The 24,955-nt window shown below is 38.7% G+C and carries 22 protein-coding genes, 2 tRNA genes, 1 other RNA gene, 1 riboswitch and 1 other annotated feature; of the genes, 18 read left to right on the top strand and 7 right to left on the bottom strand.

Annotated elements, in window-relative coordinates:
- Positions 1 to 21: 21 nt before the first annotated feature.
- Both gyrA and D1B32_RS10690 read left to right on the top strand, forming a co-directional pair.
- The gene (gene gyrA, locus D1B32_RS10695; RefSeq protein ID WP_095313980.1) at positions 22 to 2,535 is read left to right on the top strand and encodes a DNA gyrase subunit A; all 2,514 of its coding nucleotides are present in this window, start codon (positions 22 to 24) and stop codon (positions 2,533 to 2,535) included.
- Positions 2,536 to 2,742: 207 nt separating this feature from the next.
- Positions 2,743 to 3,849, top strand: coding sequence for an HD-GYP domain-containing protein (locus tag D1B32_RS10690; protein WP_095313979.1), 1,107 nt, complete (start codon positions 2,743 to 2,745; stop codon positions 3,847 to 3,849).
- Between the two features lie 27 nt (positions 3,850 to 3,876).
- On the opposite strand, the gene D1B32_RS10685 is transcribed toward D1B32_RS10690, so the two are convergent.
- A complete protein-coding gene (locus D1B32_RS10685; protein WP_095313977.1) occupies positions 3,877 to 4,836 on the bottom strand; it encodes a YaaC family protein in 960 nt (319 codons plus the stop codon).
- A gap of 360 nt (positions 4,837 to 5,196) precedes the next feature.
- On the opposite strand from D1B32_RS10685, the gene guaB reads away from it, so the two are divergent.
- From guaB to D1B32_RS10665, 4 genes are all read left to right on the top strand, one after another.
- On the top strand, positions 5,197 to 6,669 hold the full coding sequence (guaB, locus tag D1B32_RS10680; RefSeq protein WP_095313975.1) for an IMP dehydrogenase: 1,473 nt from the start codon (positions 5,197 to 5,199) through the stop codon (positions 6,667 to 6,669).
- A 171-nt stretch (positions 6,670 to 6,840) separates the two neighbouring features.
- On the top strand, positions 6,841 to 8,175 hold the full coding sequence (locus D1B32_RS10675; RefSeq protein WP_118889305.1) for a serine hydrolase: 1,335 nt from the start codon (positions 6,841 to 6,843) through the stop codon (positions 8,173 to 8,175).
- Positions 8,176 to 8,260: 85 nt separating this feature from the next.
- Positions 8,261 to 8,485: a binding site (T-box leader), on the top strand.
- Between the two features lie 70 nt (positions 8,486 to 8,555).
- The gene (serS, locus tag D1B32_RS10670; protein ID WP_095313972.1) at positions 8,556 to 9,830 is read left to right on the top strand and encodes a serine--tRNA ligase; all 1,275 of its coding nucleotides are present in this window, start codon (positions 8,556 to 8,558) and stop codon (positions 9,828 to 9,830) included.
- A 238-nt stretch (positions 9,831 to 10,068) separates the two neighbouring features.
- Positions 10,069 to 10,161: transfer RNA gene (locus D1B32_RS10665), tRNA-Ser, on the top strand.
- Between the two features lie 65 nt (positions 10,162 to 10,226).
- Here the strand turns inward: D1B32_RS10665 and D1B32_RS10660 are convergent.
- Positions 10,227 to 10,961: a GTP pyrophosphokinase gene (locus D1B32_RS10660; protein WP_095313971.1), complete on the bottom strand. Its 735-nt coding sequence runs from the start codon at positions 10,959 to 10,961 to the stop codon at positions 10,227 to 10,229.
- Between the two features lie 363 nt (positions 10,962 to 11,324).
- Here D1B32_RS10660 and proC point away from each other — a divergent pair, with 363 nt between their 5' ends.
- Positions 11,325 to 12,137 (top strand): pyrroline-5-carboxylate reductase, encoded by an 813-nt coding sequence (gene proC, locus D1B32_RS10655; protein WP_118889304.1) that lies wholly within the window; start codon positions 11,325 to 11,327, stop codon positions 12,135 to 12,137.
- Positions 12,138 to 12,151: 14 nt separating this feature from the next.
- Positions 12,152 to 12,436: a TIGR04104 family putative zinc finger protein gene (locus tag D1B32_RS10650; RefSeq protein ID WP_118889303.1), complete on the top strand. Its 285-nt coding sequence runs from the start codon at positions 12,152 to 12,154 to the stop codon at positions 12,434 to 12,436.
- Between the two features lie 33 nt (positions 12,437 to 12,469).
- Here the strand turns inward: D1B32_RS10650 and D1B32_RS10645 are convergent, their stop codons facing one another.
- Positions 12,470 to 13,153 (bottom strand): deoxynucleoside kinase, encoded by a 684-nt coding sequence (locus D1B32_RS10645; RefSeq protein WP_095313965.1) that lies wholly within the window; start codon positions 13,151 to 13,153, stop codon positions 12,470 to 12,472.
- A gap of 19 nt (positions 13,154 to 13,172) precedes the next feature.
- Positions 13,173 to 13,808: a deoxynucleoside kinase gene (locus D1B32_RS10640; protein WP_095313963.1), complete on the bottom strand. Its 636-nt coding sequence runs from the start codon at positions 13,806 to 13,808 to the stop codon at positions 13,173 to 13,175.
- A gap of 141 nt (positions 13,809 to 13,949) precedes the next feature.
- On the opposite strand from D1B32_RS10640, the gene D1B32_RS10635 reads away from it, so the two are divergent.
- The 4 genes from D1B32_RS10635 (at position 13,950) to D1B32_RS10620 (ending at position 17,939) form a co-directional block, all read left to right on the top strand.
- Positions 13,950 to 14,025, top strand: a tRNA-Arg gene (locus tag D1B32_RS10635).
- A gap of 102 nt (positions 14,026 to 14,127) precedes the next feature.
- A complete protein-coding gene (locus D1B32_RS10630; RefSeq protein WP_095313962.1) occupies positions 14,128 to 15,354 on the top strand; it encodes a dicarboxylate/amino acid:cation symporter in 1,227 nt (408 codons plus the stop codon).
- Between the two features lie 244 nt (positions 15,355 to 15,598).
- Positions 15,599 to 17,311, top strand: coding sequence for an acetate--CoA ligase (gene acsA, locus D1B32_RS10625; RefSeq protein WP_095313960.1), 1,713 nt, complete (start codon positions 15,599 to 15,601; stop codon positions 17,309 to 17,311).
- A 91-nt stretch (positions 17,312 to 17,402) separates the two neighbouring features.
- Complete coding sequence (locus tag D1B32_RS10620; protein ID WP_118889302.1) at positions 17,403 to 17,939, top strand: hypothetical protein; 537 nt, start codon at positions 17,403 to 17,405, stop codon at positions 17,937 to 17,939.
- A gap of 75 nt (positions 17,940 to 18,014) precedes the next feature.
- Here the strand turns inward: D1B32_RS10620 and hmpA are convergent, their stop codons facing one another.
- Positions 18,015 to 19,244 (bottom strand): NO-inducible flavohemoprotein, encoded by a 1,230-nt coding sequence (gene hmpA / locus D1B32_RS10615; RefSeq protein WP_095313957.1) that lies wholly within the window; start codon positions 19,242 to 19,244, stop codon positions 18,015 to 18,017.
- Between the two features lie 140 nt (positions 19,245 to 19,384).
- On the opposite strand from hmpA, the gene D1B32_RS10610 reads away from it, so the two are divergent.
- Complete coding sequence (locus tag D1B32_RS10610) at positions 19,385 to 19,825, top strand: Rrf2 family transcriptional regulator (protein WP_095313955.1); 441 nt, start codon at positions 19,385 to 19,387, stop codon at positions 19,823 to 19,825.
- Positions 19,826 to 19,888: 63 nt separating this feature from the next.
- Complete coding sequence (locus tag D1B32_RS10605; RefSeq protein ID WP_095313953.1) at positions 19,889 to 20,404, top strand: general stress protein 18; 516 nt, start codon at positions 19,889 to 19,891, stop codon at positions 20,402 to 20,404.
- A 143-nt stretch (positions 20,405 to 20,547) separates the two neighbouring features.
- Here D1B32_RS10605 and D1B32_RS10600 read toward each other — a convergent pair whose 3' ends face one another.
- A complete protein-coding gene (locus tag D1B32_RS10600; RefSeq protein ID WP_095313951.1) occupies positions 20,548 to 21,834 on the bottom strand; it encodes a glycoside hydrolase family 18 protein in 1,287 nt (428 codons plus the stop codon).
- 64 nt (positions 21,835 to 21,898) lie between these two features.
- Complete coding sequence (locus D1B32_RS10595) at positions 21,899 to 22,432, bottom strand: cysteine hydrolase family protein (RefSeq protein ID WP_095313949.1); 534 nt, start codon at positions 22,430 to 22,432, stop codon at positions 21,899 to 21,901.
- Positions 22,433 to 22,520: 88 nt separating this feature from the next.
- Here D1B32_RS10595 and tadA point away from each other — a divergent pair, with 88 nt between their 5' ends.
- From tadA to tenA, 4 genes are all read left to right on the top strand, one after another.
- Complete coding sequence (gene tadA / locus D1B32_RS10590) at positions 22,521 to 22,979, top strand: tRNA adenosine(34) deaminase TadA (RefSeq protein WP_095313947.1); 459 nt, start codon at positions 22,521 to 22,523, stop codon at positions 22,977 to 22,979.
- A gap of 66 nt (positions 22,980 to 23,045) precedes the next feature.
- Positions 23,046 to 23,311, top strand: an RNA gene (ffs, locus tag D1B32_RS10585) — signal recognition particle sRNA large type.
- 185 nt (positions 23,312 to 23,496) lie between these two features.
- Positions 23,497 to 23,599: riboswitch (TPP riboswitch) on the top strand.
- Between the two features lie 130 nt (positions 23,600 to 23,729).
- Positions 23,730 to 24,056, top strand: coding sequence for a hydroxyethylthiazole kinase (locus D1B32_RS24245; RefSeq protein ID WP_168927293.1), 327 nt, complete (start codon positions 23,730 to 23,732; stop codon positions 24,054 to 24,056).
- A gap of 24 nt (positions 24,057 to 24,080) precedes the next feature.
- The gene (tenA, locus tag D1B32_RS10575; protein ID WP_095313946.1) at positions 24,081 to 24,770 is read left to right on the top strand and encodes a thiaminase II; all 690 of its coding nucleotides are present in this window, start codon (positions 24,081 to 24,083) and stop codon (positions 24,768 to 24,770) included.
- The last annotated feature ends 185 nt before the right edge of the window (positions 24,771 to 24,955 follow it).

The raw sequence follows: 24,955 nt of genomic DNA, 5'->3' as shown, positions 1-24,955 counted from the left end.
GTGATAGGAGGTAAAGAAGGAATGGCAGAGGAAAAACGTCCAAATGTTCAAGAGATTAATATTAGTAAGGAAATGCGTACATCTTTTCTTGACTACGCAATGAGTGTTATCGTGTCGCGTGCATTACCGGATGTACGTGATGGAATGAAACCAGTTCATCGAAGAATTTTGTATGCGATGAATGACTTAGGGATGCATTCTGATAAGGCGCATAAGAAATCAGCACGTATTGTTGGTGAAGTTATCGGTAAGTATCATCCACACGGAGACTCGGCAGTTTATGAGACAATGGTTCGGATGGCACAAGATTTCAGCTATCGTTATATGCTTGTAGATGGTCATGGAAACTTTGGATCGGTTGATGGAGACTCAGCAGCTGCAATGCGTTATACCGAAGCGAGAATGTCAAAAATCTCGATGGAGTTATTGCGTGATATCAATAAAGATACAATTGATTATCAGGATAACTACGATGGATCTGAACGGGAGCCTGTTGTATTCCCAGCACGTTTCCCTAATCTACTCGTCAATGGTACATCAGGGATTGCGGTTGGAATGGCAACCAATATTCCGCCACATAACTTGGGAGAAACAATTGATGCTGTACTTGCAGTGAGTAAAGATCCGGATATCACGGTAGATGAATTGATGGAAGACTATATCCATGGTCCAGACTTTCCTACTGCCGGCCAAATATTAGGTCGCAGCGGAATCCGAAAAGCATATGAAACTGGAAAAGGTTCGGTTACAATTCGTGCGAAAGTGAATATCGAAGAAAGCTCAAATGGAAAAGAGACAATCATTGTAACAGAATTACCTTATCAGGTTAATAAAGCAAGACTGATTGAGAAAATTGCAGAACTCGTTCGGGATAAGCGGATTGAAGGAATTACAGATTTACGTGACGAGTCTGACCGAAATGGTATGCGCATTGTGATGGAGCTTCGCCGTGATGCGAATGGCAATGTTGTTTTAAATAATTTGTATAAACATACGTCACTACAGACAACATTTGGAATTAATATGCTTGCATTAGTAGATGGCCAGCCGAAAGTATTAACTATTAAACAGTGTCTAGAGCATTATTTAGAGCATCAAAAAGTAATTATTACACGTCGTACTGCTTTTGAATTAAGAAAAGCAGAAGCGCGTGCACATATTTTAGAAGGTTTACGCATCGCATTAGACCATTTAGACGAAGTTATTTCCTTAATCCGTAACTCTAAAACTGCAGACATTGCAAGAGTTGGTTTAATGGAACGTTTCAAGCTTTCAGAAAAGCAAGCTCAAGCTATTCTTGATATGCGCCTGCAGCGTTTAACAGGTTTAGAGCGTGAGAAGATTGAAGAAGAATACAGTGAATTGCAAAAACTGATTAATGAGTTAAAAGCAATTTTAGCGGATGAAGAAAAAGTACTTGAAATTATTCGCGAAGAGCTTACTGAAATTAAGGAACGTTTTAATGATGATCGTCGTACGGATATTGTAGCTGGTGGAGCTGGATTCTTCGAGGACGAAGACTTAATTCCAGTAGAAAACATTGTTATAACCCTTACACATCAAGGGTATATCAAGCGTTTACCTGCATCTACCTACCGAACACAAAGACGCGGTGGTCGAGGAATTCAAGGAATGGGAACGAATGAGGATGATTTTGTAGAACATCTTGTATCGACATCCACACATGATACGGTGCTTTTCTTTACCAATAAAGGAAAGGTATATCGTGCAAAAGGGTATGAGATTCCAGAGTTCAATCGGACAGCAAAAGGAATTCCAATCATCAATCTGCTTCAGGTTGAAAAAGGGGAATGGGTCAATGCAGTTATCTCTGTAAATAGCTATGAAGAGGATGCGTTCCTATTCTTTACAACGAAACATGGAATTGCTAAACGTACTTCCCTGGCCAAATTTGCAAATATCCGTAAAGGTGGCTTAATTGCAGTTGGACTTCGTGAAGAAGACGAGCTAATCTCCGTTCGATTAACCGATGGCAATAAGGATATGATGATTGCAACGAAAAATGGTTATCTGATCCGATTCGAAGAGACACAAATTCGAGAAATGGGACGAACTGCAGCAGGTGTTAAAGGTATTTCGTTACGAGAAGATGATGAAGTCGTATCCATGGAGATCATTGAGCCGGATTCAAAAATTCTCCATGTCACAAGTAAAGGTTTTGGTAAACAAACACCAGAAGCGGAATATCGTCAAATTAACCGCGGGGGTAAAGGTGTTTTCACATGTAAACTCGATGAGAAGACTGGTCATGTTGTAGCTGTAAAAGATGTGACAGGTGAAGAGGATCTCATGTTGATTACCATAGCAGGCGTATTAATTCGAATTCCAGTAGCAGAGATTTCAACAACTGGACGAAGTACAAAAGGTGTCCATTTAATTCGATTACAGGATGGAGAAGAAGTAGCAACGGTTGCTAAGGTAGATAGGGAAGAAGAGGAAACAGAAGAAGAAGAAGTTGTACAAGATACAACTTCAGAAAAAGAAAGCACAGAGACAGATACGAACGAAGAATAATTGGAATCTATCTATAGATGACTCAGAAAGTAGTGTACATCCTGAGTCATCTTCTTTATACAATGATACGAACTGGAATCCCCTCTATGCTGGGGAAATAAAAAAACTGATTCTTTTAACCTTGTGCTGCTAACAGTCTATGCGAAGGAAGAGAATCTTAATGGAATGAAGTATTACCTTCTATCTGAGAAAATGGGGGAAACCGATATGCGAGTAAAACCTTCAAGTCTAATTCCAGGATGTGTATTACTTAAGGAAGTAAGAGGCAAGACAAATCGTCCAATCATCCTAAAAAACACCATATTAAAAGAAGAACATATTACAATTCTTGAAAAATTCCTTGTTGAATCGGTAGATGTATCATCTACCTTGTCTAACGGTGATTCCTTTTTAGGAAAACCTGTTCAGCCAAAGGAAAAACAGCATATGAAGAAGCAAAATTCAATTGATAACGAAAAAAGTCTTCCATTTGCTGAGAGTTATCTAAATGTGGTGGCTGCATATAAACAACAGTTTCAAAAATGGCAAAATGGGATGCCAATTGATATCTCAGTTGTTCGTAAATTGATCATACCACTATTGGAATGTACAGAAACAATAGAGGCCGAAAAAATATATAGGCTTCATACATATAGTACCCAGGAGGATTATATGTATTTCCATAGTGTTGCAGTTTCCCTTCTTTCAGCATTTATCGGTAGGAAAATGGGGCTTTCGAAAGGTGAATGGCTTCAAAGTGGAATAGCAGGATTACTTAGTAATTGTGGATTGGTAAAAGTGGATGATTCTATCCTGAACAAAAAGGGAACGTTAACAGAAGATGAATGGAAAGCTATTAAAAATCACCCTACGTATTCGTATCGAATGATTGAGCATTTACCAATAATCACAGCGGCGGTAAAATTAGGTGTACTCCAGCATCATGAACGTCTAGATGGAAGTGGTTATCCGCTTGGTATTACGAATGAAAAAATCCATGTATTTGCTAAAATTATCGCAGTAAGTGATACATATTTCGCGATAATAAGTAATCGTATCTATGCAAAGGCACAAAGCTTATTTCATGCAATAAAAACAATCGAAAAGGATAGATATATGAAATTCGATGCGCAGGTAGTAAACGTATTCATCGACAATTTCGTTCATTTTTTGATTGGAAAGAAGATAATCCTCTCGAATGGAAAACATGGGGAAATTGTTTTTATAGACACGACAAAACCGACAAAGCCAATGATTCGTATCGAACCAGATGAAGCGATTATCTCATTGGATCAAATGCCCGAACTTTATATTGAAGAAATAATAGGGAGCTAGCTATAGCTCCCTATTCGTATATGTAGGCTATGTTAGGCTGTCAAACGTCGTTTTCATTGCTAGCATCTCACTACCAATTTGCCTTGGGATTTTTTGTGCAGTAACTTGTAGAAAATGGTGGATTAAAGGGTAATCCATATCCGCCTTGGATACAAATAAGTCACCCCACCATTCTGACTCGTAGCGACAGAGCATACTAAGATTAAAAAGCAACAAATAATGAATCATTACTTCTGAAATAGGAAGAAAGGAATCCCGGTTTGCTGGAAAATAAAGCTGATTATTATCCATATGCTTGAAAAAAGGACCATTCGAAAAATCAACGTAATCTTCAAGTTCTATATCAAGCATTAATTTTCCAGATTTAATCTCCTTAATAGCTGGAAGATAGTTTTGTATGCGTGCTATAAATGCCTTTTCTGTTAAATGATAGTTATCAAATAATTTGGTTGGGAATTGTAGATGAACCGAGTTTGCTGAGCCAATGACAGTTAGTTTCTCCTGCTTCTGTAAAGCGAAAAAATTACTCATTTCGGGTAGTAAGCTAAAAAGCGTTTCCATGCGAATTTTTTCAAAAGGGATTCTTTTAGTGGCGTACAAATGCTCCGAGAAATAAGGGAACATGCCATGCTGTTGTACTTTTACTTCATCATCTGTAAATGTATAGAACTTTTTCTTTCGTTTCCTTGCAGTTACGCCATGAGCGAGCAGCGAGGTTGATTCTGGATAGTCCGGACGTTTCGTTAGAAGATATGCTTTTAATAAATGCACCATACCGTAAAAATATAAAACAGGCTGAACAAGTTCATCGGATTTTTTACCATTTTCATAAAAACGCTGGCTATGATCGAGCAAATACATAAAAGTGCTGTAATTTTGATAGCTTTTTGCTTCTGCATCCTCCATTCCTAAATAGCATTGATATAAAAAGCTTTGGGCATGTTGTTGTGCGTTTAAATACGTATAAAATTCATCGACTGTTATCATAATTATGACCTCTTAACTATTATAAAATTTTGAATCTATTTATTTTTTGTTTCTAATCGAACTTTGTTGAAAAACCAAGCGTATTAGAGTAATGTATATAAAAATAGATATTCGTATATATAAATGTGTGCTCAGAAGAAGGATAAAAAGAACCGAGGTCGGCTAAAGTTGCAACGTCCTGGGCTGCGATTACTCGCCCCGCCGAAAATCCTTGTCGCAACACCGACATTAGAACGCCCTGGGCGTCGAAGTTCTATCACTCTCGATGTGTCATTTTTACCGGACTTTTGGGACATCCTCTATATAGTTTGAACGATAGATAGATACACCATACATAAACTTCATAAGGAGGAATTAAAAATGAGAGAAGATAAGTTTGCAAAAGAAGGTTTAACATTTGATGATGTATTATTAATACCAGGAAAATCAGAGGTTTTGCCTAATACCGTTGATCTTAGTACACAGCTTACATCCAATTTGAAGTTAAAATCTCCATTTATTAGTGCTGGTATGGATACTGTTACAGAAGCAGAAATGGCAATTGCAATGGCACGCCAAGGAGGATTCGGTGTCATTCATAAAAATATGTCGATGGAGGAACAAGCTGAGCAGGTAGACCGTGTTAAACGTTCTGAAAGTGGTGTTATTACGAACCCATTCTTCCTTACACCTGACCATCAGGTATATGATGCAGAGCACTTAATGGGCAAATACCGCATTTCTGGTGTGCCAATTGTGAACAATATTGAAGAACAGAAGCTTGTAGGCATTTTAACAAATCGTGATTTGCGCTTCATTCAGGATTATTCAATTGCTATTTCGGAAGTGATGACTAGTGAAAACCTTGTTACAGCTTCAGTTGGGACAACATTAGAGGAAGCTGAAAAACTTCTCCAAAAATATAAAATTGAAAAGCTCCCACTTGTGGATGAAAACAACATTTTAAAAGGTTTAATCACAATTAAAGATATTGAGAAGGTTATTGAGTTCCCGAATTCAGCTAAAGATGAGCAAGGTCGCTTACTTGTAGCAGCTGCAGTTGGTGTAACGGGAGATGCGATGCTTCGAATTGAAAAGCTTGTCGAAGCAGGTGTCGATGCGATTGTGATTGATACTGCTCATGGACATTCAAAAGGCGTGCTCGATCAACTACAAGCAGTAAGAGCGGCATTTCCTGATTTAGACATTATTGCAGGTAACGTTGCTACTGCTGAAGGAACAAAAGCGTTGATTGAAGCAGGTGCATCTGTTGTAAAAGTGGGAATTGGACCTGGATCAATTTGTACAACTCGAGTTGTAGCTGGTGTCGGAGTACCACAGATTACAGCAGTACATGATTGTGCTGTAGCAGCCGCAGAATACGGTGTTCCAGTCATTGCCGATGGTGGAATTAAATATTCTGGAGATATTGTGAAAGCATTGGCTGCTGGAGCACATGCAGTCATGATTGGCAGTATGTTTGCAGGGACAACGGAAAGCCCTGGAGAAACAGAAATCTATCAAGGCAGAAAATATAAAGTATACCGCGGAATGGGTTCTGTTGGCGCAATGAAAGCAGGCTCGAAGGATCGTTATTTCCAGAGTGATTCAGACAATAAAAAGCTTGTTCCAGAAGGTATTGAAGGAAGAGTTGCTTATAAAGGTGCACTTGCAGATACGTTCCACCAGTTAATAGGCGGATTACGATCTGGTATGGGATATTGTGGAACAGGAACAATTGATGCATTGCGCAATGATGCACAGTTTATACGTATAACAGGTGCTGGATTACGTGAGAGCCATCCGCATGATGTACAAATTACAAAAGAAGCACCAAATTATTCAGTCAATTAAAGCCTTATAATTTGAACTGCCTTTTATAATAGTAATGAATAAAAAATAGATGCTTGGTATCTCTAGCATCTATTTTTTTATATTTTTATGTGGTAAAATAACAGATAGCTTATTCAAAAGAGAGAATGGCAAAATTAAAAAGGTTATACCGCAGGTTGGAGGTACAGAAAGTTGAAACACAGCATGAAGAAGATTTTTCCATTAGTACTTGCGATGCTTGTACTAATACAATTGTTTATAACAGAGCCACTTACTGCAAACGCTGCAGAGTCATTGGATATAGGTGCTGAATCGGCAATTCTAGTCGATGCAGAAACAGGAAAGGTTTTATACGCAAAAAACCCTGATGTTGCGCTTCCACCGGCAAGTATGACGAAAATGATGACGGAATATCTCGTATGGGAAGCTGTCGAAAATGGTCAAATCTCGTGGGATACAACTACGCAGATTAGTGATTATGCTTACAGTATTTCTGCCAATACGGTGTTTTCGGGTGTTGGATTGAAACAACAACAGGATTATACAGTTGAAGAATTATATGAAGCAATGGCGATTAATTCAGATAATGCCACAACGATTGCTTTAGCGGAATTAATTTCTGGTTCAGAGGGCGAATTTGTTAAGTTAATGAATCAAAAAGCGGAAGAGTTAGGGCTATCTGAAGCTGAATTTGTAAATTCAACAGGATTGGACAATGAAGACCTAGATGGTAATCACCCAGAAGGAACAGACCCAAATGGGACGAATCTATTGTCAGCACGATCTGCTGCACAGCTTGGTTATCACCTTGTGAATGATTATCCAGGGGCACTCGATGTTGCTAAAATTCCAGTGACTGAATTTGATGGACAAACCATCCGCAACTGGAATTATATGCTTCCACATGAAGGTGAAAATTTAGGACAGTTTTTCTATGAAGGTGTAGATGGCTTAAAAACAGGCTTTACAAATTTGGCAGGCCACAGCTTCACAGGTACTGCAATTCGAGACGGTAATCGATTAATTACGGTTGTTATGAGAACGAGTAGTGATACAGAGCGCTTCGTAGAAACAGCTCAATTACTGGATCATGGCTATTCGAAATTCCAATCTGAGGAGCTTTTTCCTGCTGGTTACCAGTCTGAGGATCAAGGCACAGTTCCTGTAGCAAAAGGAAAACAAGATGAAGTTAACGTTTCATTAAGTGAAGCAGTACGTATTCCAATTCAAGCAGATGAAGCAGAATTGTACAGTATTGAATATCATATTGATGAGGATAAATTAAATGAAGACGGTGAATTAGTAGCACCAATTGAAAAAGGCGAAGTAGTCGGAACAGCAGAGCTTGTTTATGATGGTGATGTTGATTATGGTTATATTTTTGATGATTCAACTAGCCAAATTGACCTTGTAACAGATGAAGCAGTAGAAAAATCAAACTGGTTCATGCTTACACTCGGATCTATCGGTGATTTCTTTGCAAATATATTTACAGCTGCCGTTGATTGGATTAAAGGACTTTTTTAGTTAACAACAAAATCAATTTTTCCAGAAAAACTTGCATTTTGAATTAAAATTGCATATGATAGCAATAATTATAATGACAATCAATTAAAATGTATTGATAGGAAGTAGTAATAGCATGTCTTTCTTAAGAGAGCCGATGGCTGGTGAGAATCGGTGTTAGATTGCTGTGAATCCATCCTTGAACAGGTTTACGGAAAGGATTTAGAATCCAAAGTAAGTAAACCCGGTGAAGAGCCGTTATGAACGATGAGCCGGAAGATAGTATCTTCAACAAGGGTGGCAACGCGGGAAACTTACTCTCGTCCCTATATTTAGGGACGGGAGTTTTTTGATTTTTAAAGGATTTAACAATTTATATAATGCTTAAAGGAGGAATCATTATGTTAGACATGAAGTATTTAAGAAATAACTTTGAAGAGGTACAAAAAAGGCTTGCCCATCGTGGAGAGGATTTATCTGATTTAGATAAGTTCGGTTCTTTAGACGAAAAACGTCGCGGATTAATTGCAGAAACAGAGGCTTTAAAGGCAAAGCGCAATGAAGCAACGAAAGAAATATCTGCTTTGAAAAGAGAAAAGAAGGATGCAGATCCTGCGATTAAAGAAATGCGCGAGCTAGGTGATCAAATTGCTTTACTCGATAAAGACTTGAAGGGTATCGAGGAAGAGCTACAGCATATTATGCTATCCATTCCGAATATCCCGCATGAATCTGTTCCAGTTGGAGAAGATGAAGACGATAATGTGGAAGTTCGCGATTGGGGTACTGTTCCGGCATTTGACTTTGAAGTGCAGGCTCATTGGGACATTGCAACGAATCTTGATATTATCGATTTTGAACGCGCAGCTAAAGTAACAGGGAGCCGTTTTGTTTTCTATAAAGGCCTTGGTGCGAGATTAGAACGTGCATTATTAAACTTCATGATGGATCTCCATGCAGATGAGCACGGTTATATAGAGATGCTACCTCCACAAATTGTAAATCGCGCTAGCATGACAGGGACTGGTCAGCTTCCAAAATTTGAAGAGGATGCATTTAAACTGGAGGATTGGGATTATTTCATGATTCCTACTGCAGAAGTGCCCGTAACAAATTACCATCGTGATGAGATTTTATCAGCAGATAATCTACCGAAAAAATATGTTGCATTTAGCACGAATTTCCGTTCTGAAGCAGGATCTGCTGGGCGAGACACACGTGGATTAATTCGTCAGCATCAATTTAACAAAGTTGAGCTTGTTAATTTTGTGAAGCCGGAAGATTCCTATGAAGCATTGGAAACATTAACAGGAAATGCAGAAAAAGTATTGCAGCTATTAAACTTACCATATCGTGTAATGAGCATGTGTACAGCTGACCTAGGATTTACCGCAGCTAAAAAATATGATATTGAAGTATGGATTCCAAGCCAGGAAACATACCGTGAGATTTCTTCTTGCTCTAACTTCGAAGACTTCCAAGCACGTCGGGCTGGTATACGTTTCCGCAGGGAGGCGAACGGGAAACCAGAATATGTGCATACGTTAAATGGTTCTGGACTTGCAATCGGACGTACAGTAGCAGCTATTTTGGAAAACTACCAGCAAGCAGATGGATCTGTTGTTATTCCAGAGGTATTACGACCGTATATGGGTGGAAAAGAAGTAATGAAGTAATGGGACTTGTGCGGAGGTTATTCATACCTCCGTGTTCTCTTATTTAGCATGGAATGGCCAAAAATTTGACATTCATTTTTGAGCATGATATATTATTTCTTGGCAAATAAGCAAGTATAGAACTTTTTTATTTGTATAAGCAACAAAAGCTTGCATTCCAGAGTATAAGTTTTTCTAAGAAAGCAAAGAACGCCTTCTAAGAATCCCTTTAAAGAATGCTCAGTTTTCTAATCGTTATGGAGGTATACCCAAGTCTGGCTGAAGGGATCGGTCTTGAAAACCGACAGGCGGGTCAAACCGCGCGGGGGTTCGAATCCCTCTACCTCCTCCATTTGAAATCAAGCGTATAATAATTGGAGATAAAGAAAACCGCTGTTTTTCAGCGGTTTTTTCATATTACTTTTCCCTATCAAGGAAGGATTGTAAGAAGTTTAATGGGAGATGAACCTTATCCTCCTCATTTAATTGTAAAAAATGAATATCTTCATTCTCTGCTGCTTTGCTTTTGATATTGTTCACTTCATTATTTAGTTTCTCCATTTTAGAATCCAGTTTATTTGCTACATTTGCTGCTTCCGTTAATTCCGTGATTAACTGCTGTGGAACTTCCCCATTATATTTATAGTAGATTTTATGCTCTAAGCTTGCCCAGAAATCCATGGCAACCGAGCGGATTTGAATTTCGATATAAACCTGTTCGGTTCGATCTGACATAAATACTGGAATCGATAAAATAAGATGCAGGCTTTTATAACCATTCGATTTAGGATGTTTTATATAGTCTTTTACTTCTACAACCGTAATATCCTGTTGATTTTGAATCATTTCACTTACCTTATAAATATCGGAAATAAAGGAACATACGATACGAATTCCCACAATATCTTTAATATTTTCGCGAATTGCATCCATCGATATATCTAAATTTTTACGATACACTTTTTTGAGAATGCTTTCTGGAGATTTTATGCGTGATTTGATATGTTCAATAGGATTATAAGAATGTATATGTTGAAACTCCTCTTTCAGGATATTCAATTTTGTATTCATTTCATCTAGACCAAATTTATAAGTTATCATGAAGCGTGTAAGTTCATTACGGACCTGTTTTAATTGCTGTAATTGGTTCATGCTTTGATTCCTTTCACCTTTATTGATAAACTTATTATATCAAATATGGTGTCATTCAGATAATTTCTTGACAAAATAAAGATAAGAGCTTATAGTCATAGCAATTAAATGATTTGAGACGGAGAATAGGCCAGTAATACAATGACTATCGGAAAGAGAAAGGGATTTATAAGCTGGAAGATCCCTGCGAAATAGCGTGTATGAACCTACCTAGGAGTCGTTAGCGATAAACTAACCGCAGGAAACTGTGTTATCAATTTAGAGATGGGCATGATTGCCAAATTAGGTGGTACCGCGGAAACTGATTCCGTCCTTTGTTAAGGATGCAGAATCAGTTTTTTTAATTTCATAGGAGGTTGTCACATGGATAAAAGAATTGCATTTTTAGGAGCTGGATCTCTCGCAGAGGCGATCCTATCTGGTATTATTAAATCCGAAGTTGTAGCAAAAGAAAATATATATGTAACCAATAAAAGTAATCGTGAACGACTAATATACATTGAAAATCACTATCACGTTCAATGCTCTACAGATAAAGAAACAGTCTTCAGGAATGCTGATATTATTATTTTGGCTAGTAAGCCAAAGGATGCAGTGGAATCGATTACGTCGATAAAACCTTATTTGAATGAAAAGCAATTAATTATTTCGACCATTGCTGGGTTATCGACTGAAAAAATGGAGCAACTTCTGGACATACAAATTCCAGTTGTACGTACAATGCCAAACACATCCGCTCTCATTGGACATTCTGCGACAGCACTTTCGGCAGGGAAATATGTCGAAGCGGAGCATCTCTTACAAACGGATCAATTATTTCAAACTGTAGGTATGACGAAGCTTGTCGTTGAAAAGGATATGCATGCGATTACAGCTGTTTCTGGCAGTGGTCCAGCCTTTATTTATTATTTTGTAGAAGCGATGGAAAAAGCTGCAATGGAATTTGGCCTCGACAGGCAAACTGCTAAGGATCTTATTACCCAAACGGTCATTGGTGCTGGAAACATGCTAAAGCAATCTGGTGAAACACCAGCAGTGCTGCGGAAAAACATTACAAGTCCAGGAGGAACAACAGAGGCTGGTATTGCCGATTTAGATCGTCATAACTTTGAAGAAATGATTTTTTCATGTATCCGACAAGCACGTGATCGGTCAATTCAATTAGGTGAAAAGTAAAGGAAGTGAAATAGATGGAGACACCAGCATGTGCATATTGTAAGAAACAATGGAGTTATTTAACAACATTAAGGAATCTGTTTCGAATTAAAATGAGTTGTCCACATTGTGGAAAAGAAAATTATTATGATTCAGGCGCAAGTAATAGTTTTCTAGCCTTGATGATTGCGCCAGCATTAATTATTATCGGGGCATTTCTAAACCTCCCCTTGGGATGGCTAATCGGAATCTCGCTTATTCTCATTCTGATTCATTTTTTGCTTTACCCTTTCCGGACGAATGTAAGAAAAGCAGATTAAAAAAGGATGCACCGTTATGGTCATCCTTTTTTATTATCTCGCTAATTCTCTTCGTGTATATCGTCTGGAATGCTGAAGTGAGCGTCCAACCTTTTCTAAAATTTGTTCGATTGGGGTTTCTTCCTGCATTAAGTCATAGTCCGAAATGTTAATACGCAAAATTGGACATGCATTAAAGTTATCAATCCAATTCGTATAGCGATTATACATTTCCTCCCAGTAGCTAATTGGCGTACTCTTTTCCATATCCCGACCGCGTTCTTGGATCCTGCTTATAATCTCGTCAAAGGAGCCTTCCAAGTATATGAGTAGGTCTGGATGCGGGAAATATGGTGTCATTACCATTGCATCAAATAAATTGGTATAGGTTTCATAATCAGTTGGTGACATAGTACCTTTATCAAAATGCATTTTGGCAAAAATTCCAGTATCCTCATAAATGGAACGGTCCTGGACAAAGCCGCCGCCATATTCGAAAATTTTCTTTTGCTCTTTAAAGCGTTCTGCCAGGAAGTAGACCTGCAGATGGAAGCTCCATCGTTCGAAGTCATCATAAAATTTTTCTAGATACGGATTTGTGTCCACCTTTTCAAAAGATGTTTTAAATTCTAAAGCCTGTGCTAAGGCTCTTGTCATGGTTGATTTACCAACTCCAACCGTACCTGCAATTGTAATCACACTGTCGTTTGGAATATGGTATTTTTCTCTTAAGTTCATTATTGGTTCCCCTTCATTTTCATTCCACCCGCAAATGCAAATGGTTCGTTACTTTTTCAATAATGCAATCTAAATCCTTTTGATACTGAACAAAATCGGTCGTATCGCCATTTATTCGGATGACGGGAATGTCAGGATGTAATTGTTCAAAAGCATTCATATAGTCCTCGTAATCGTTTCTTAGCTGTGCAAGATAAGAAGCTTTTATATTTTGCTCAATATTTCTGCCGCGCCTTCTGATTCGATCCAAAATTGTATCGAGACTAGCATTTAAATAGATGAGCATATTTGGAGTGGGCATATCGGTTGTTAGGATTTGGTATATTTTTTCATATTTCTCCAATTTATCCTCTTGCAATGTACGTTTTGCAAAAATCATGTTTTTTGATATATGATAATCAGCTATTACAGCTTTGTTTGCTCTAAGATATTTCTTATCGATATCTTCCAATTGCTTGAATCGATTGCATAAAAAAAACATCTCGGTTTGAAAACTCCACTCATCGATATCATCGTAAAATTTGCCAAGAAAAGGATTTTCCTCCACAATTTCTTTTAACAAGTGATAATTAAAGTGATTGGATAGTTTTTTAGCGAGCGATGTTTTACCAATGCCAATCGGTCCTTCAATTGCAATGAAAGGCACTTCAGCCATTATTATTTCCTCCATTCATTGCTTTCATAGACAGAATTTATTTTACCATAGAATATGGCTATCTTCCATGTGAAAATAATGCCGCTTTCCAATTCGACAAAAATTTTGTATAATGTATTTTATCTTGTCCTAAAAATTTTAGGCTCCGTAGCTCAGGGGATAGAGCATCGGTTTCCTAAACCGTGTGTCGCAGGTTCGAATCCTGCCGGGGCCGCCACTGCCAAATATTGCATCTCAAAGTAATTTCTCTTCCGCATTCTGTTCAAACGTCCAGCATACAGTCAAAATAAAAAAATCTAATAACAGAGAGGACATTTATATGAGCTTAACAAAAAAAATTATGATTGCCCTCATATTAGGGGTAATTGTCGGTATCGGTTTAACCTTTGTTCCTGATAAGGCGTTTTCAATGCTAGATACTTATTTATTAGCCCCCGTTGGTCAAATTTTTATTAATTTAATTATGATGCTTGTTGTTCCACTTGTATTTGTTTCTATTACGCTAGGAACAGTTGGGTTAGGTGATCCAGCAAAGTTAGGAAAAATCGGTACGTATACGGTTAGTTTTTTCCTAATTACAACAGCAATGGCCATTTCTATTGGTCTTGGACTTGGATATATCCTCCAACCCGGAAAAGAAGGTGTATTCAATACAGATCAATCATATGAATCAGCTGAAGCACCACCAATTATGGAAACGATTATTAATATCATTCCAGAAAATCCAATCGCATCAATGGCTACTGGTGATATGCTGCAAATTATAGCATTTGCTATTTTCATAGGAGTTGCGTTAGCTTTTCTTGGTGAAAAAACAGCAGGAATTCATCGTTTATTTGAGCAAGCAAATGAAATTTTGAATTGGTTAGTTATGTTGGTTATGAAAGCTGCGCCATATGGAGCATTTGCACTAATTGCCTCTGCGATTGGTGATGCAGGGTTAGATGCAATTGGTTCCATGGCAATGTATATGATTACGGTTGTGCTTGGTTTGTTCATTCATGGAGCGGTTGTCTACAGTCTAGCCATTTGGTGGCTTGGAAGAGCGAATCCGCTTAAATTCTATAAAGGATTCTTCCCAGCGATGTCCGTTGCATTTAGTACATCCAGCTCGAATGCTACGTTACCGATTTCTATGAAAGCTGCGCAAGAAAATCTTGGCGTAAAAAAAGAGATTAGTAGCTTTGTTCAACCATTAGGTGCAACAATCAATATGGATGGAACAGCGATTATGCAAGCTGTAGCTACCGTGTTCATTTCCCAAGTATATGCACTTCCGTTAAGTCCAACAGATTTGCTTCTAGTTGTCCTAACAGCAACATTAGCAAGTATTGGGACAGCAGGTGTACCTGGTGTCGGTATGATTATGCTGGCGATGGTATTAGGTCAAGTAGGTTTACCTGTGGAAGGTATTGCATTGATTATCGGTATTGACCGTATCCTTGATATGTTACGTACGTCTTTAAATATTACAGGGGATGCAGCATGTGCTTTTATTATTTCTGAAAAGGAAAGACGTAAGGAAGAAAAGGCTGCAAAAGCTTAAATTAAAATAAGAATGTTAATGATCACGTTGGATTGCTATTAGTTGCAAACAACGTGATTTTCTTTGGGTTTAAAGATATATCCAAATTTAAGTAATATTTTGAATAATAGTAATTGAGATGAATTACTTTAAAATCGTCACAAAATGTTCTAAACTATATATTAGTTACCGAATGTTTCAATTATTTTCAATTAATTATTTAAGAAATAATGAAATCGATTACAAAGAAGGATGAGGTGATTGGATGGATATGCAAGTAATACCAGCAAGAAGTGAGAACTATAATTTAAAAGATTATCAAAAAGTAAGAGAAAACTTCAAATGGGATGATGTAAACAAGCATTTTGCCTGGAACGAGACTGGAAAGGTAAATATCGCATATGAAGCATTGGATCGCCATGCAGAGAATCCTGCTAAAAAAGATAAGGTAGCTTTATTATATTCTGCTCCAGACCGTGAGGAGCAGCTTACGTTTTCAGATTTAAGTAAACAGAGTAATAAGTTTGCAAATGTACTAAAGAAGCATCAAGTAAACAAAGGGGACCGTGTATTTCTCTTTATGCCACGAAGTCCAGAATTTTATGCAGCATTCTTTGGGATATTAAAAACTGGCGCGATTGCTGGACCCTTATTCGAGGCATTTATGGAGCAAGCTGTCCGAGATCGCCTGCAGGATAGTGAAGCAAGTGTACTGATTACGACCCCAGAGCTAATTGAGAGAGTTCCACAAGATGAATTACCACAATTAGAAACAGTAATTCTTGTTGGGGAAGCAGGGGTAGCTCATACGTATATTGATTATCATACTGAAATGGCCGGGGCCTCTGAAGCATTTGATATCGAATGGGTTGATTTAGAAGATGGTATGCTGCTCCACTATACATCGGGATCTACTGGAAAGCCTAAGGGCGTTTATCATGTGCACAATGCTATGATTCAGCATTACGCTACAGGTGAATGGGTACTCGATCTGAAAGAAGATGATGTATATTGGTGTACTGCGGACCCAGGCTGGGTAACAGGAACAAGCTACGGTATCTTTGCACCTTGGTTACATGGTGTGACAAACGTGATTCGTGGTGGACGTTTTACGCCAGATGACTGGTATGAAACCCTGGAGAAAAATAAGATAACGGTATGGTATACCGCTCCAACAGCATTGCGGATGCTTGTCAGTCACGGTGAAGAGGCATTAAAGAAATATGATCTTTTAGAATTACGTCATATCATGAGTGTTGGGGAGCCATTGAACCCAGAGGTTGTTACATGGGGATTAAAAGCATTTAATCTACGCATCCATGATACATGGTGGATGACCGAAACAGGTGCACAGCTCATTGTAAATCTACCTGCATTGGAAATTCGCCCAGGTTCGATGGGGAAACCAATTCCTGGTATTGTAGCATCGATTGTTGATAATGAAGGAAATGAACTACCTCCAAATCAGATGGGGAATTTAGCAATTAAAGAGGGTTGGCCGTCGATGATGCGGCAAATTTGGAATAATCCTGGTAAATATGAAAGCTATTTTATTAATGGCTGGTATGTCTCTGGTGATAGTGCATATCGTGATGAGGATGGTTATTTCTGGTTCCAAGGACGCCTGGATGATGTCATTAATACATCTGGTGAGCGGGTCGGCCCATTTGAGGTTGAGAGCAAATTAATTGAACACCCAGCTGTTGCTGAAGCGGGAGTCATTGGAAAACCGCATCCAGAACGGGGAGAAATTATTAAAGCATTTATTTCCTTGAATGAAGGATATGAAAAATCGGATGAATTATTAGAAGAAATTCGTCAATTTGTTAAAACAGGTCTTAGTGCACATGCTGCACCAAGAGAAATTGAAATTCGCGATAGCATTCCTAAAACGCGAAGCGGTAAAATTATGCGTCGTCTGTTGAAATCTTGGGAGCTGGGCCTTCCAACAGGAGATACATCGACATTAGAGGAGTAAAATCAAAAAGCTTTGGTTGTCGCTTTAGTGGCGAGGACCAAAGTTTTTCTTTATGCTATACGTTATAGAGAATAGGATAGGGGCGTTTATGATGAGTGATAAGTATGTATCCGACGATCCAGTTCATCTTTATCCCGAAACATCAATCCATATGCTCCCAGGAGATGTGCTTTATTCACATAAGACAGCATTATCTTCCATTGTCGTCGGACATGCTGGGATTATTGGCGAGGATTTTCGAATTTATCATGTAAACAGATGGCCGAGCTATGGGCATGGAGATAGTATGCCTATTTATTTAAGCAGGCATAAAAAGGGCGAGAAGCTGACGATATTACGACATCCGAATAAGGAGGAAGCTAGAAATGCTGCAAGGTGGGCAAAGCAGCATAAAGAACAGGTAAATGCTTATCAGTATACGAGGAATCTTCGAAATCTCCAACAAAACTATTGCTCTAAATTTGTCTGGCAAGCTTTTTACTTTGGAAATGACGGGAAGGTCGATCTTGCAACAACGAAGATAAAGCAATCCACAAATCTTAATCCTAGACGGTATATCATGCCAGCGCAAATTTATCGAGGGCTGCAACGAATTGGAGCATTCGCTAATGTGCTCTATCGTGCGTAGTTTTTTGTGAAAAGGTGCTGCCAAACAAGCGTAGAAAAAAAGACAGCCTGGAACGGCTGTCCTTATAAATGCTATTTACCTGGTGATATCCTCGGACGGTCCAAAGATTTCAAAATGAATATCTGTGTCATTCACTTGATATGCTTTCAAGTGTTGATACATCGCACGCATAAATCCCTTCGGTCCACAGAAATAAAATGCGGCATCGTTTGTTGGAAGTATGGATGATAACCAATCATAATCAATTCTACCTGCTTTATCAAAAGAATCTCCTTCACTAGGGCTGTCATACACGGTATAACTTTTCACATGGTTATTTTGCCCAGCGATTTCTTTGACACGCTCTTTCATTGCATGGAATTTACTTGATTTTGCAGCGTGAATATAAATAACCTCACGTTCAGGCTGCTCCTTAATTGCTGTTTCAAGCATGCTAATCATAGGTGTTAATCCCACTCCGCCACTCATTAGGACGAGTGGTCTAGTGTCTTCTGCATCTAAAAAGAAATCCCCAGCTGGTGCACTGATTGGTAGGATGTCTCCTTCATTAATATGTTCATGTAGGAAACTTGATACAACTCCCTTGGGCTGGTCTTCGAAAGCATCCTCACGCTTTACACTAATTCGGTAAAATTCCCCTCCAGGAGCACAGGATAAGCTATATTGACGTAAATGGTTATAGTTTTCTCCGTCAATGACAGCCTTTACGGTAATATACTGACCGGGTTGATAGGAAGGGAATGCTTCTCCATCTTCTGGCTGCAGATAGAACGATGTAATAACATCACTTTCGACTTCTTTTTTGATTACTTTAAAGTTACGATAGTCTATCCATCCACCAGTTGTTGCTTTTACTTCAGTATACATTTCGGCTTCAACAGAAATAAATACATCTGCAATCACACCATATGCTTTTGCCCAAGCATCGATAATTTCGTCTGTTGCTGCATCTCCTAACACGTCTTTAATTGCTAGTAATAAATTCTCTCCAACAATTGGATAATGCTCTGGCTTAATATTTAAGCTGCGGTGTTTTTGGGCAATTTGCTTTACAACGGGTAAGATAGCTTCTAAATTGTCGATATGGACAGCAGCTGCATAAACCGTATTCGCAAGCGCTTTAGGTTGGTCACCTTTTCGTTGATTTGTTTGGTTAAAAATATTCTTTAATTCTGGGTGGTTTTCAAACATCATTTGATAAAATCGTTTTGTTATTGCAGTCCCGTGTTCCTCTAAAACTGGTACAGTAGCTTTTATTATGTCTCTTGTTTTTTGATCTAATCCAGTAGCTGTTTCTGTTGTCATTTCAAAGCACTCCCTACAGTTTTTTAAAAGATGTATTTCTAATACATGTTTAATTATAGATGTTTTATTTGCACTGTATCAATAGTGAAAACGGGTTTTGTGTTACAATATTGTGAAGAAGTAAACGAGGTGATTCATTCATGCAATTAAAGAAGTATACGGATTACGCATTGCGCGTTTTAATTTATACAGGTACAAAACCGAATGATGAGCTTGCTAGTATTAAGGAAATCTCAGAGGTTTTTAACATCTCGCAGCATCATTTAGGAAAAATTGTCTTTGAATTGAACAAAATGGGCTTACTTGAAACGATTAGAGGGAGAAATGGTGGTATCCGACTGGCAAAGCCTGCATCGGAAATCAACGTAGGTTTACTTGTTCGCAGCCTCGAAAGTGATTTTAATTTACTTGAATGCTTTGATAAGGGAACAAATCATTGTGTGATTACCCCAGCATGTACCTTAAAACACGCATTGAATAAAGCCTTGCATGCTTTTTTTAAGGTGCTTGATGAATATACGGTTCAAGATCTAATTTCGAATGAAGAGGAATTGCGAGCATTAATGGGCATGGATCGGTGATGTTTTATTTTCCTTACAAAGGGAAGACTCTTTATGAATCAAATCATAAGGAGCGGATGAGCAATGGGTAAAAAAATAGCAACCGTCATTACCGATATGTTTGAGGATGTGGAATATACAGAACCAGCAGAGGCTTTTAAAGAAGCTGGGCATGAAGTAATCACGATTGAAAAAGAAAAGGGCAATAAAGTAACAGGGAAAAACAAGGAAACTACGTTAACGATTGACCATGGTATCGAGGATGTAAATGTCGATGATTTTGATGCATTATTCATCCCTGGTGGCTTTTCACCAGATATTTTACGGGCGGATGATCGTTTTGTTAAGTTTGCTAAAGGTTTCATGGATGCGAAAAAACCTGTATTTGCAATTTGTCATGGACCACAGCTGTTAATTACAGCGAAAGCGTTAGAGGGCCGAGATGCAACAGGCTACAAATCGATTCAAGTTGATATGGAGTATGCAGGAGCCAAGGTTGTCGATAAAGAAGTAGTCGTTTGTCAGGATCAGCTTGTGACAAGTCGTCAGCCAGATGATATTCCAGCTTTTAATCGTGAAGCTTTGAATCTGCTCAAGTAAGAATTAAAAGTGGGAGTCTATTGTTAGATAACGGAAAAGGAAACCACAATTAACAATATGTAAAAATAGGAAGACCGTCTCTAATCAAATGGAGACGGTCTTTTCGATCTTCTTGGCGATATTAATATCTAGTACATATTCTATTATAGTTTGGTTATCGTAAATTGATCGTCTAGTAAAAGCCAATTTTGTGGAAAGGCTAGACCTAGCTTCCAATATGCAATACCTAGTAGGTCGAGTTCACGAATCATATCGAATTTTGCCTGAATTGATCTGGCATCTTCAAACCATACCTCGTGTTCATTCCCCTCTGCATCTGTATACGTGAAAAATGGCGCCTGTGCGCTCGTGTCATATTGAATGACAGCATTATTTTCCCTGGCAATTGCAATCGCTTGCTGTGGACTTACGGCACGAGCAGCTTCTCCACCTTCAACAAAGGGTAACGTCCAATCGTATCCATATAAATTTTGGCCTAATAATATTTTATCTGCGGGAATAACTGTTAAGGCGTAATCAACAACATTACGAACTTGATCAATTGGCGAAACAGCCATCGGAGGACCGTAGCTATAGCCCCATTCATACGTCATTAATACAACAAAGTCTGCTATTTCCCCATGAGCAGCGTAATCGTGAGCTTCATACCACTGCCCTGTTTGAGTGGCGCTTGTTTTTGGCGCGAGTGCAGTAGATAAGAGTAAGCCTTCCTGAGAAAATCGCTCCTTTGCTTTACGCAGAAATGCGTTGTATGCTTCCCGATCATCAGATGGCAGAAATTCAAAGTCAAAGTGAATATCGGTAAATCCTTGTGTCTGCGCTGTATTCACAATGTTATCCAATAGCTTATTTTGAACCGCTTGTACGGTTAAAATGATATGACCAAGCTCATCACTAAACCCAGGTCCTTCCAAATTTGTCACAACCATTGCCATTGCTGTATCTGTGTTTGCGGCAATCTCCTGTAGATTCCCGATGGGTGGTGAAGTCAATGAACCATCGCGATTGACTCGATAGCTAAATAATGCAAGGAAAGTTAGATAAGGAGAATTTTTAGCAGCAGCATTTTCCAAGGTTTCAGAAACCGTATCACCAAAGGGTTCAATATAAGCATACGATGTAATCGCGCGCTTAGCACGAGGCGGGATGTAAAGCCGCAAGCCAATAGGAAGTGTCATCTCTGGTGAAATATTATTAATCGTTGCTAGTTCCTGATAGGTCATCCCAAATCGGTTGGCAATGGAATAAAGGCTATCACCTTGTTGAACAAAGTAAAACTGACCAAAAATGGGGATGACCAGTGCTTGCCCGATGACGAGATCATTTGGAGCATCTAGTTCATTGGCATTCGTAATGGCGACAGCAGTTGTATTATATGTATTAGCGATTGAAGTTAATGTTTCCCCTTCTGTAACAACATGAATTTGCAAGAGAACTTCCTCCTTCAAAACAGTTTCTCATTTTAACTTATGTGAAGGAGGTCAGCTATATGACTTAAAGTGGATCGATATTTGCCTTCATTACAGAACGGATTAAATATAATGCATAATCATTGTTCTCCTTTGCTTCGGATGCCATGCAATTTGCAGGAACGTGCATTCCAAATTGGTACATATACGCATCCTTGGCAGTAAAAAGAATGCAAATGTCTCCGGCAATACCAGCCATTAGGAGATGGCTTCGTTTTAAATCTGTAAGCAAAGATTGCAGTGGCGTCTGGAAAAAGGCAGAATGCTGTGGTTTAATAAGAAAGTAATCATCTTCCTCTGGTGCGAGTGCCTCAATAATTTCCTTGCTTCTATCATTTTTACAGTTTTCAATAATTTTATGAAAGTCTGCTTGCCATAATCCGTAATGGTCATTAACATAAATAGTAGGTAGATTTTTTTCTTTGGCGAATTTCTTCAGCTTAATGAGGTTCGGGAGGATTGCTTTCGTATTTCGATATAAATCATCACCGCCATCAAAGTCAAAATCGTTGATAATATCGACAAATAGTACAGCAGTGTTATTTAATGATGTATCCATTTATGAGTCTCCTTTATTCGGTATGACTACTTAACAGTATTTCCTCTTTTGGATTGATTCAAACTTTAAAACAAAGTGTTGTGATAATATGAGTGATGTAAAATTTATGGAAGCGGCAATTGAAGAAGCCCAAAAAGCTTTAACATTAAATGAAGTTCCAATTGGTGCGGTTATCGTATATAACGATGAAATCATTGCAAGGGGCTATAACTTGCGAGAATCCTCGCAAACGACGCTATCCCATGCTGAGCTTATTGCCATTCAAGAAGCAAATGAAAAGATTGGAAGCTGGCGACTAGAGGATTGTACGCTCTACGTTACATTGGAGCCATGTCCGATGTGTGCAGGTGCTATTGTCCAATCGCGAATTAAACGTGTTGTATATGGAGCAACTGATCCGAAGGCAGGATGTGCGGGCACATTAATGAATTTATTGAATGAACCTCGCTTTAATCATCAGGTTGAATTAACGGCAGGTGTTTTACAAACAGAGTGTGCTGCATTACTAACGGATTTCTTTCGAGCACTTCGAAAAAGAAAAAAATAGTCGGTAACCGGGCGCTTCCGCTTTTGATGTTGCATTTTGTCGATAATTTCGCTATAATGGTAAATACCGTGCTAGGTGGGGAGGTAGCGGTGCCCTGTACTCGCAATCCGCTATAGCGAGGCTGAATTCCCACTCTAGGTGTGGCGATTTTATGGTCTGCCTTAAGGGAGTGGTGTTGACGCCCGGGTCCTACGCAACAGGAACCCATGAACCCTGTCAGGTCCGGAAGGAAGCAGCAGTAAGTGGAATTTTCTGTGTGCCGTGGGGAAGCCTAGGCCGAGCCATGAACTTAAGTAACGCATAGGGTCGTCACATCGAAAGTGGGTGCACGGCTACATAATGCAATCAAACACTCTTTTAAACGCTATAAAGCATTTGAAAGAGTGTTTTTAAATTCACCTAGATAAAATCTATCTAAGCTGCATGCCATATGGATAAGAGTTGGATGTTGGGATTTTTTTCGTATGAATAATTTTACTTTTATGAAAAAATGGAATAAGATAGAACTAGAATATAAAAAATCCACTAGGGGTGCCATTTGGCTGAGATAAGATTCATTTCTTGATCCCTTTGAACCTGAACTGGCTAGTACCAGCGTAGGGAAGTGGAGCTGGTGACGTATACATAATTCTGTAACTGTATATATAACCACTCCATTTCGGGGTGGTTTTTTTGTTCTTCATTCTAAATTTATAGAAAGGAGATGTTTTGATGGATGTTATTGCAAAAATAAGAGAAGACTAGCCGTTTATTTTTAATATTACCAATGAAGTTGCGAGTAATTTTGCTGCTAATGGTCTAATCGCAATCGGCGCGTCTCCTGCAATGTCACATACACTAAGAGAATCAAAAGACTACGGAAAAATTGCCGACGCTGTAGTGCTGAACAATGGGACATTAACGGAGTCCTGTGGAGAAGCAATGTTAAAGGCTGGAAAAGCAGCAAACGAGAATGGGGTTCCGGCAATTCTTGGGACCGGAGGTATGGCTACCACCAGTGGGATTTTTCTTGAAGATCAGCAGGATAAAAACGATTTGATGTATATTGTTAACGCTGTATTAGAAGTAATCTATTAAACAAAATTAGGGGAGGAATTTTCTATGCGTTTTTCAGAGTTATTGCGAGAGGCTACGAAAGAGAGTTGGAAATTAAGTCTAAATCACCCGTTTGTACAGGGTATTGTAAGTGGTGATTTGCCACTGGAAACATTCAAAAATTATATTCTGCAGGATATCTATTATTTGAAGCATTACGGCAAGGTGCATGCTTTTGCGGCTGCACATTCAGATGACTTTCATGTTGCTGCTAAACTGGCTGAAAAAGCAAAGAAAACAGCAGAAGCAGAGCTAACAGTGCATAAGGAGCATGCAGGGATTTTAAAGATTACCAATGCAGAAATTGAGAATTTTAAACCTGCACCAACTGCCTATGCTTATACATCGCATTTGTACCGTGCATCGTTGTCCGGAAGTTTAGCTCAAATTGTAGCTGCAATGCTACCATGTTACTGGTTATATGCTGATATTGGTTTGACTTACAAGGACGCAAAACCGAAAGAAGAAATTTACCAAAATTGGCTGAACACGTATGGTAGTGAATGGTTCCAAGAGTCCACACAGGAAATGATTGACCTGCTCGATGGATTAGCGGAAAAGGCAAGTGAAACAGAAAAAGAGAAAATCAAAGAGCAGTTTATTCTTGCGAAAGAATATGAGCTCGCATTTTGGGAGATGTCCTATACGTTTGAAACATGGCTTTCGGAAAAAGCAACGAATCCGGCATCTGTTTAAAATTATAAAAACCAGGGTGGCTGATGATATGCCATCCTGGTTTCTTAGTCCCATAGAACAAACCAATCCCCTCCACCTATAACGAAATGTGACAGTAACTCCAGATGAATGTTACAAAAAATATATTTAACCCTGTTTTGGTTCACATTCACCCCTAAAATCGGGTATAATTAGAAATAGATCAT

The sequence above is a fragment of the Oceanobacillus profundus genome, from assembly GCF_003515705.1.
Lineage (GTDB): Bacteria > Bacillota > Bacilli > Bacillales > Amphibacillaceae > Oceanobacillus > Oceanobacillus profundus.
Note: the sequence above shows the minus strand (reverse complement) of the source record. Positions and strands in the feature narration are given on the sequence as shown.

What these genes read in the sequence shown, in the direction of transcription:
- hmpA (WP_095313957.1), bottom strand. Translation starts at nt 19,244, where the DNA reads ATGACAACAGAAACAGCTACTGGATTAGATCAAAAAACAAGAGACATA.
- D1B32_RS10650 (WP_118889303.1), top strand. Translation starts at nt 12,152, where the DNA reads ATGGAGACACCAGCATGTGCATATTGTAAGAAACAATGGAGTTATTTA.
- D1B32_RS10660 (WP_095313971.1), bottom strand. Translation starts at nt 10,961, where the DNA reads ATGAACCAATTACAGCAATTAAAACAGGTCCGTAATGAACTTACACGC.
- acsA (WP_095313960.1), top strand. Translation starts at nt 15,599, where the DNA reads ATGGATATGCAAGTAATACCAGCAAGAAGTGAGAACTATAATTTAAAA.
- guaB (WP_095313975.1), top strand. Translation starts at nt 5,197, where the DNA reads ATGAGAGAAGATAAGTTTGCAAAAGAAGGTTTAACATTTGATGATGTA.
- D1B32_RS10595 (WP_095313949.1), bottom strand. Translation starts at nt 22,432, where the DNA reads ATGGATACATCATTAAATAACACTGCTGTACTATTTGTCGATATTATC.
- D1B32_RS10605 (WP_095313953.1), top strand. Translation starts at nt 19,889, where the DNA reads ATGGGTAAAAAAATAGCAACCGTCATTACCGATATGTTTGAGGATGTG.
- D1B32_RS10690 (WP_095313979.1), top strand. Translation starts at nt 2,743, where the DNA reads ATGCGAGTAAAACCTTCAAGTCTAATTCCAGGATGTGTATTACTTAAG.
- gyrA (WP_095313980.1), top strand. Translation starts at nt 22, where the DNA reads ATGGCAGAGGAAAAACGTCCAAATGTTCAAGAGATTAATATTAGTAAG.
- tenA (WP_095313946.1), top strand. Translation starts at nt 24,081, where the DNA reads ATGCGTTTTTCAGAGTTATTGCGAGAGGCTACGAAAGAGAGTTGGAAA.
- D1B32_RS10645 (WP_095313965.1), bottom strand. Translation starts at nt 13,153, where the DNA reads ATGAACTTAAGAGAAAAATACCATATTCCAAACGACAGTGTGATTACA.
- proC (WP_118889304.1), top strand. Translation starts at nt 11,325, where the DNA reads ATGGATAAAAGAATTGCATTTTTAGGAGCTGGATCTCTCGCAGAGGCG.
- D1B32_RS10630 (WP_095313962.1), top strand. Translation starts at nt 14,128, where the DNA reads ATGAGCTTAACAAAAAAAATTATGATTGCCCTCATATTAGGGGTAATT.
- D1B32_RS10610 (WP_095313955.1), top strand. Translation starts at nt 19,385, where the DNA reads ATGCAATTAAAGAAGTATACGGATTACGCATTGCGCGTTTTAATTTAT.
- D1B32_RS10685 (WP_095313977.1), bottom strand. Translation starts at nt 4,836, where the DNA reads ATGATAACAGTCGATGAATTTTATACGTATTTAAACGCACAACAACAT.
- serS (WP_095313972.1), top strand. Translation starts at nt 8,556, where the DNA reads ATGTTAGACATGAAGTATTTAAGAAATAACTTTGAAGAGGTACAAAAA.
- tadA (WP_095313947.1), top strand. Translation starts at nt 22,521, where the DNA reads ATGAGTGATGTAAAATTTATGGAAGCGGCAATTGAAGAAGCCCAAAAA.
- D1B32_RS10620 (WP_118889302.1), top strand. Translation starts at nt 17,403, where the DNA reads ATGAGTGATAAGTATGTATCCGACGATCCAGTTCATCTTTATCCCGAA.
- D1B32_RS10640 (WP_095313963.1), bottom strand. Translation starts at nt 13,808, where the DNA reads ATGGCTGAAGTGCCTTTCATTGCAATTGAAGGACCGATTGGCATTGGT.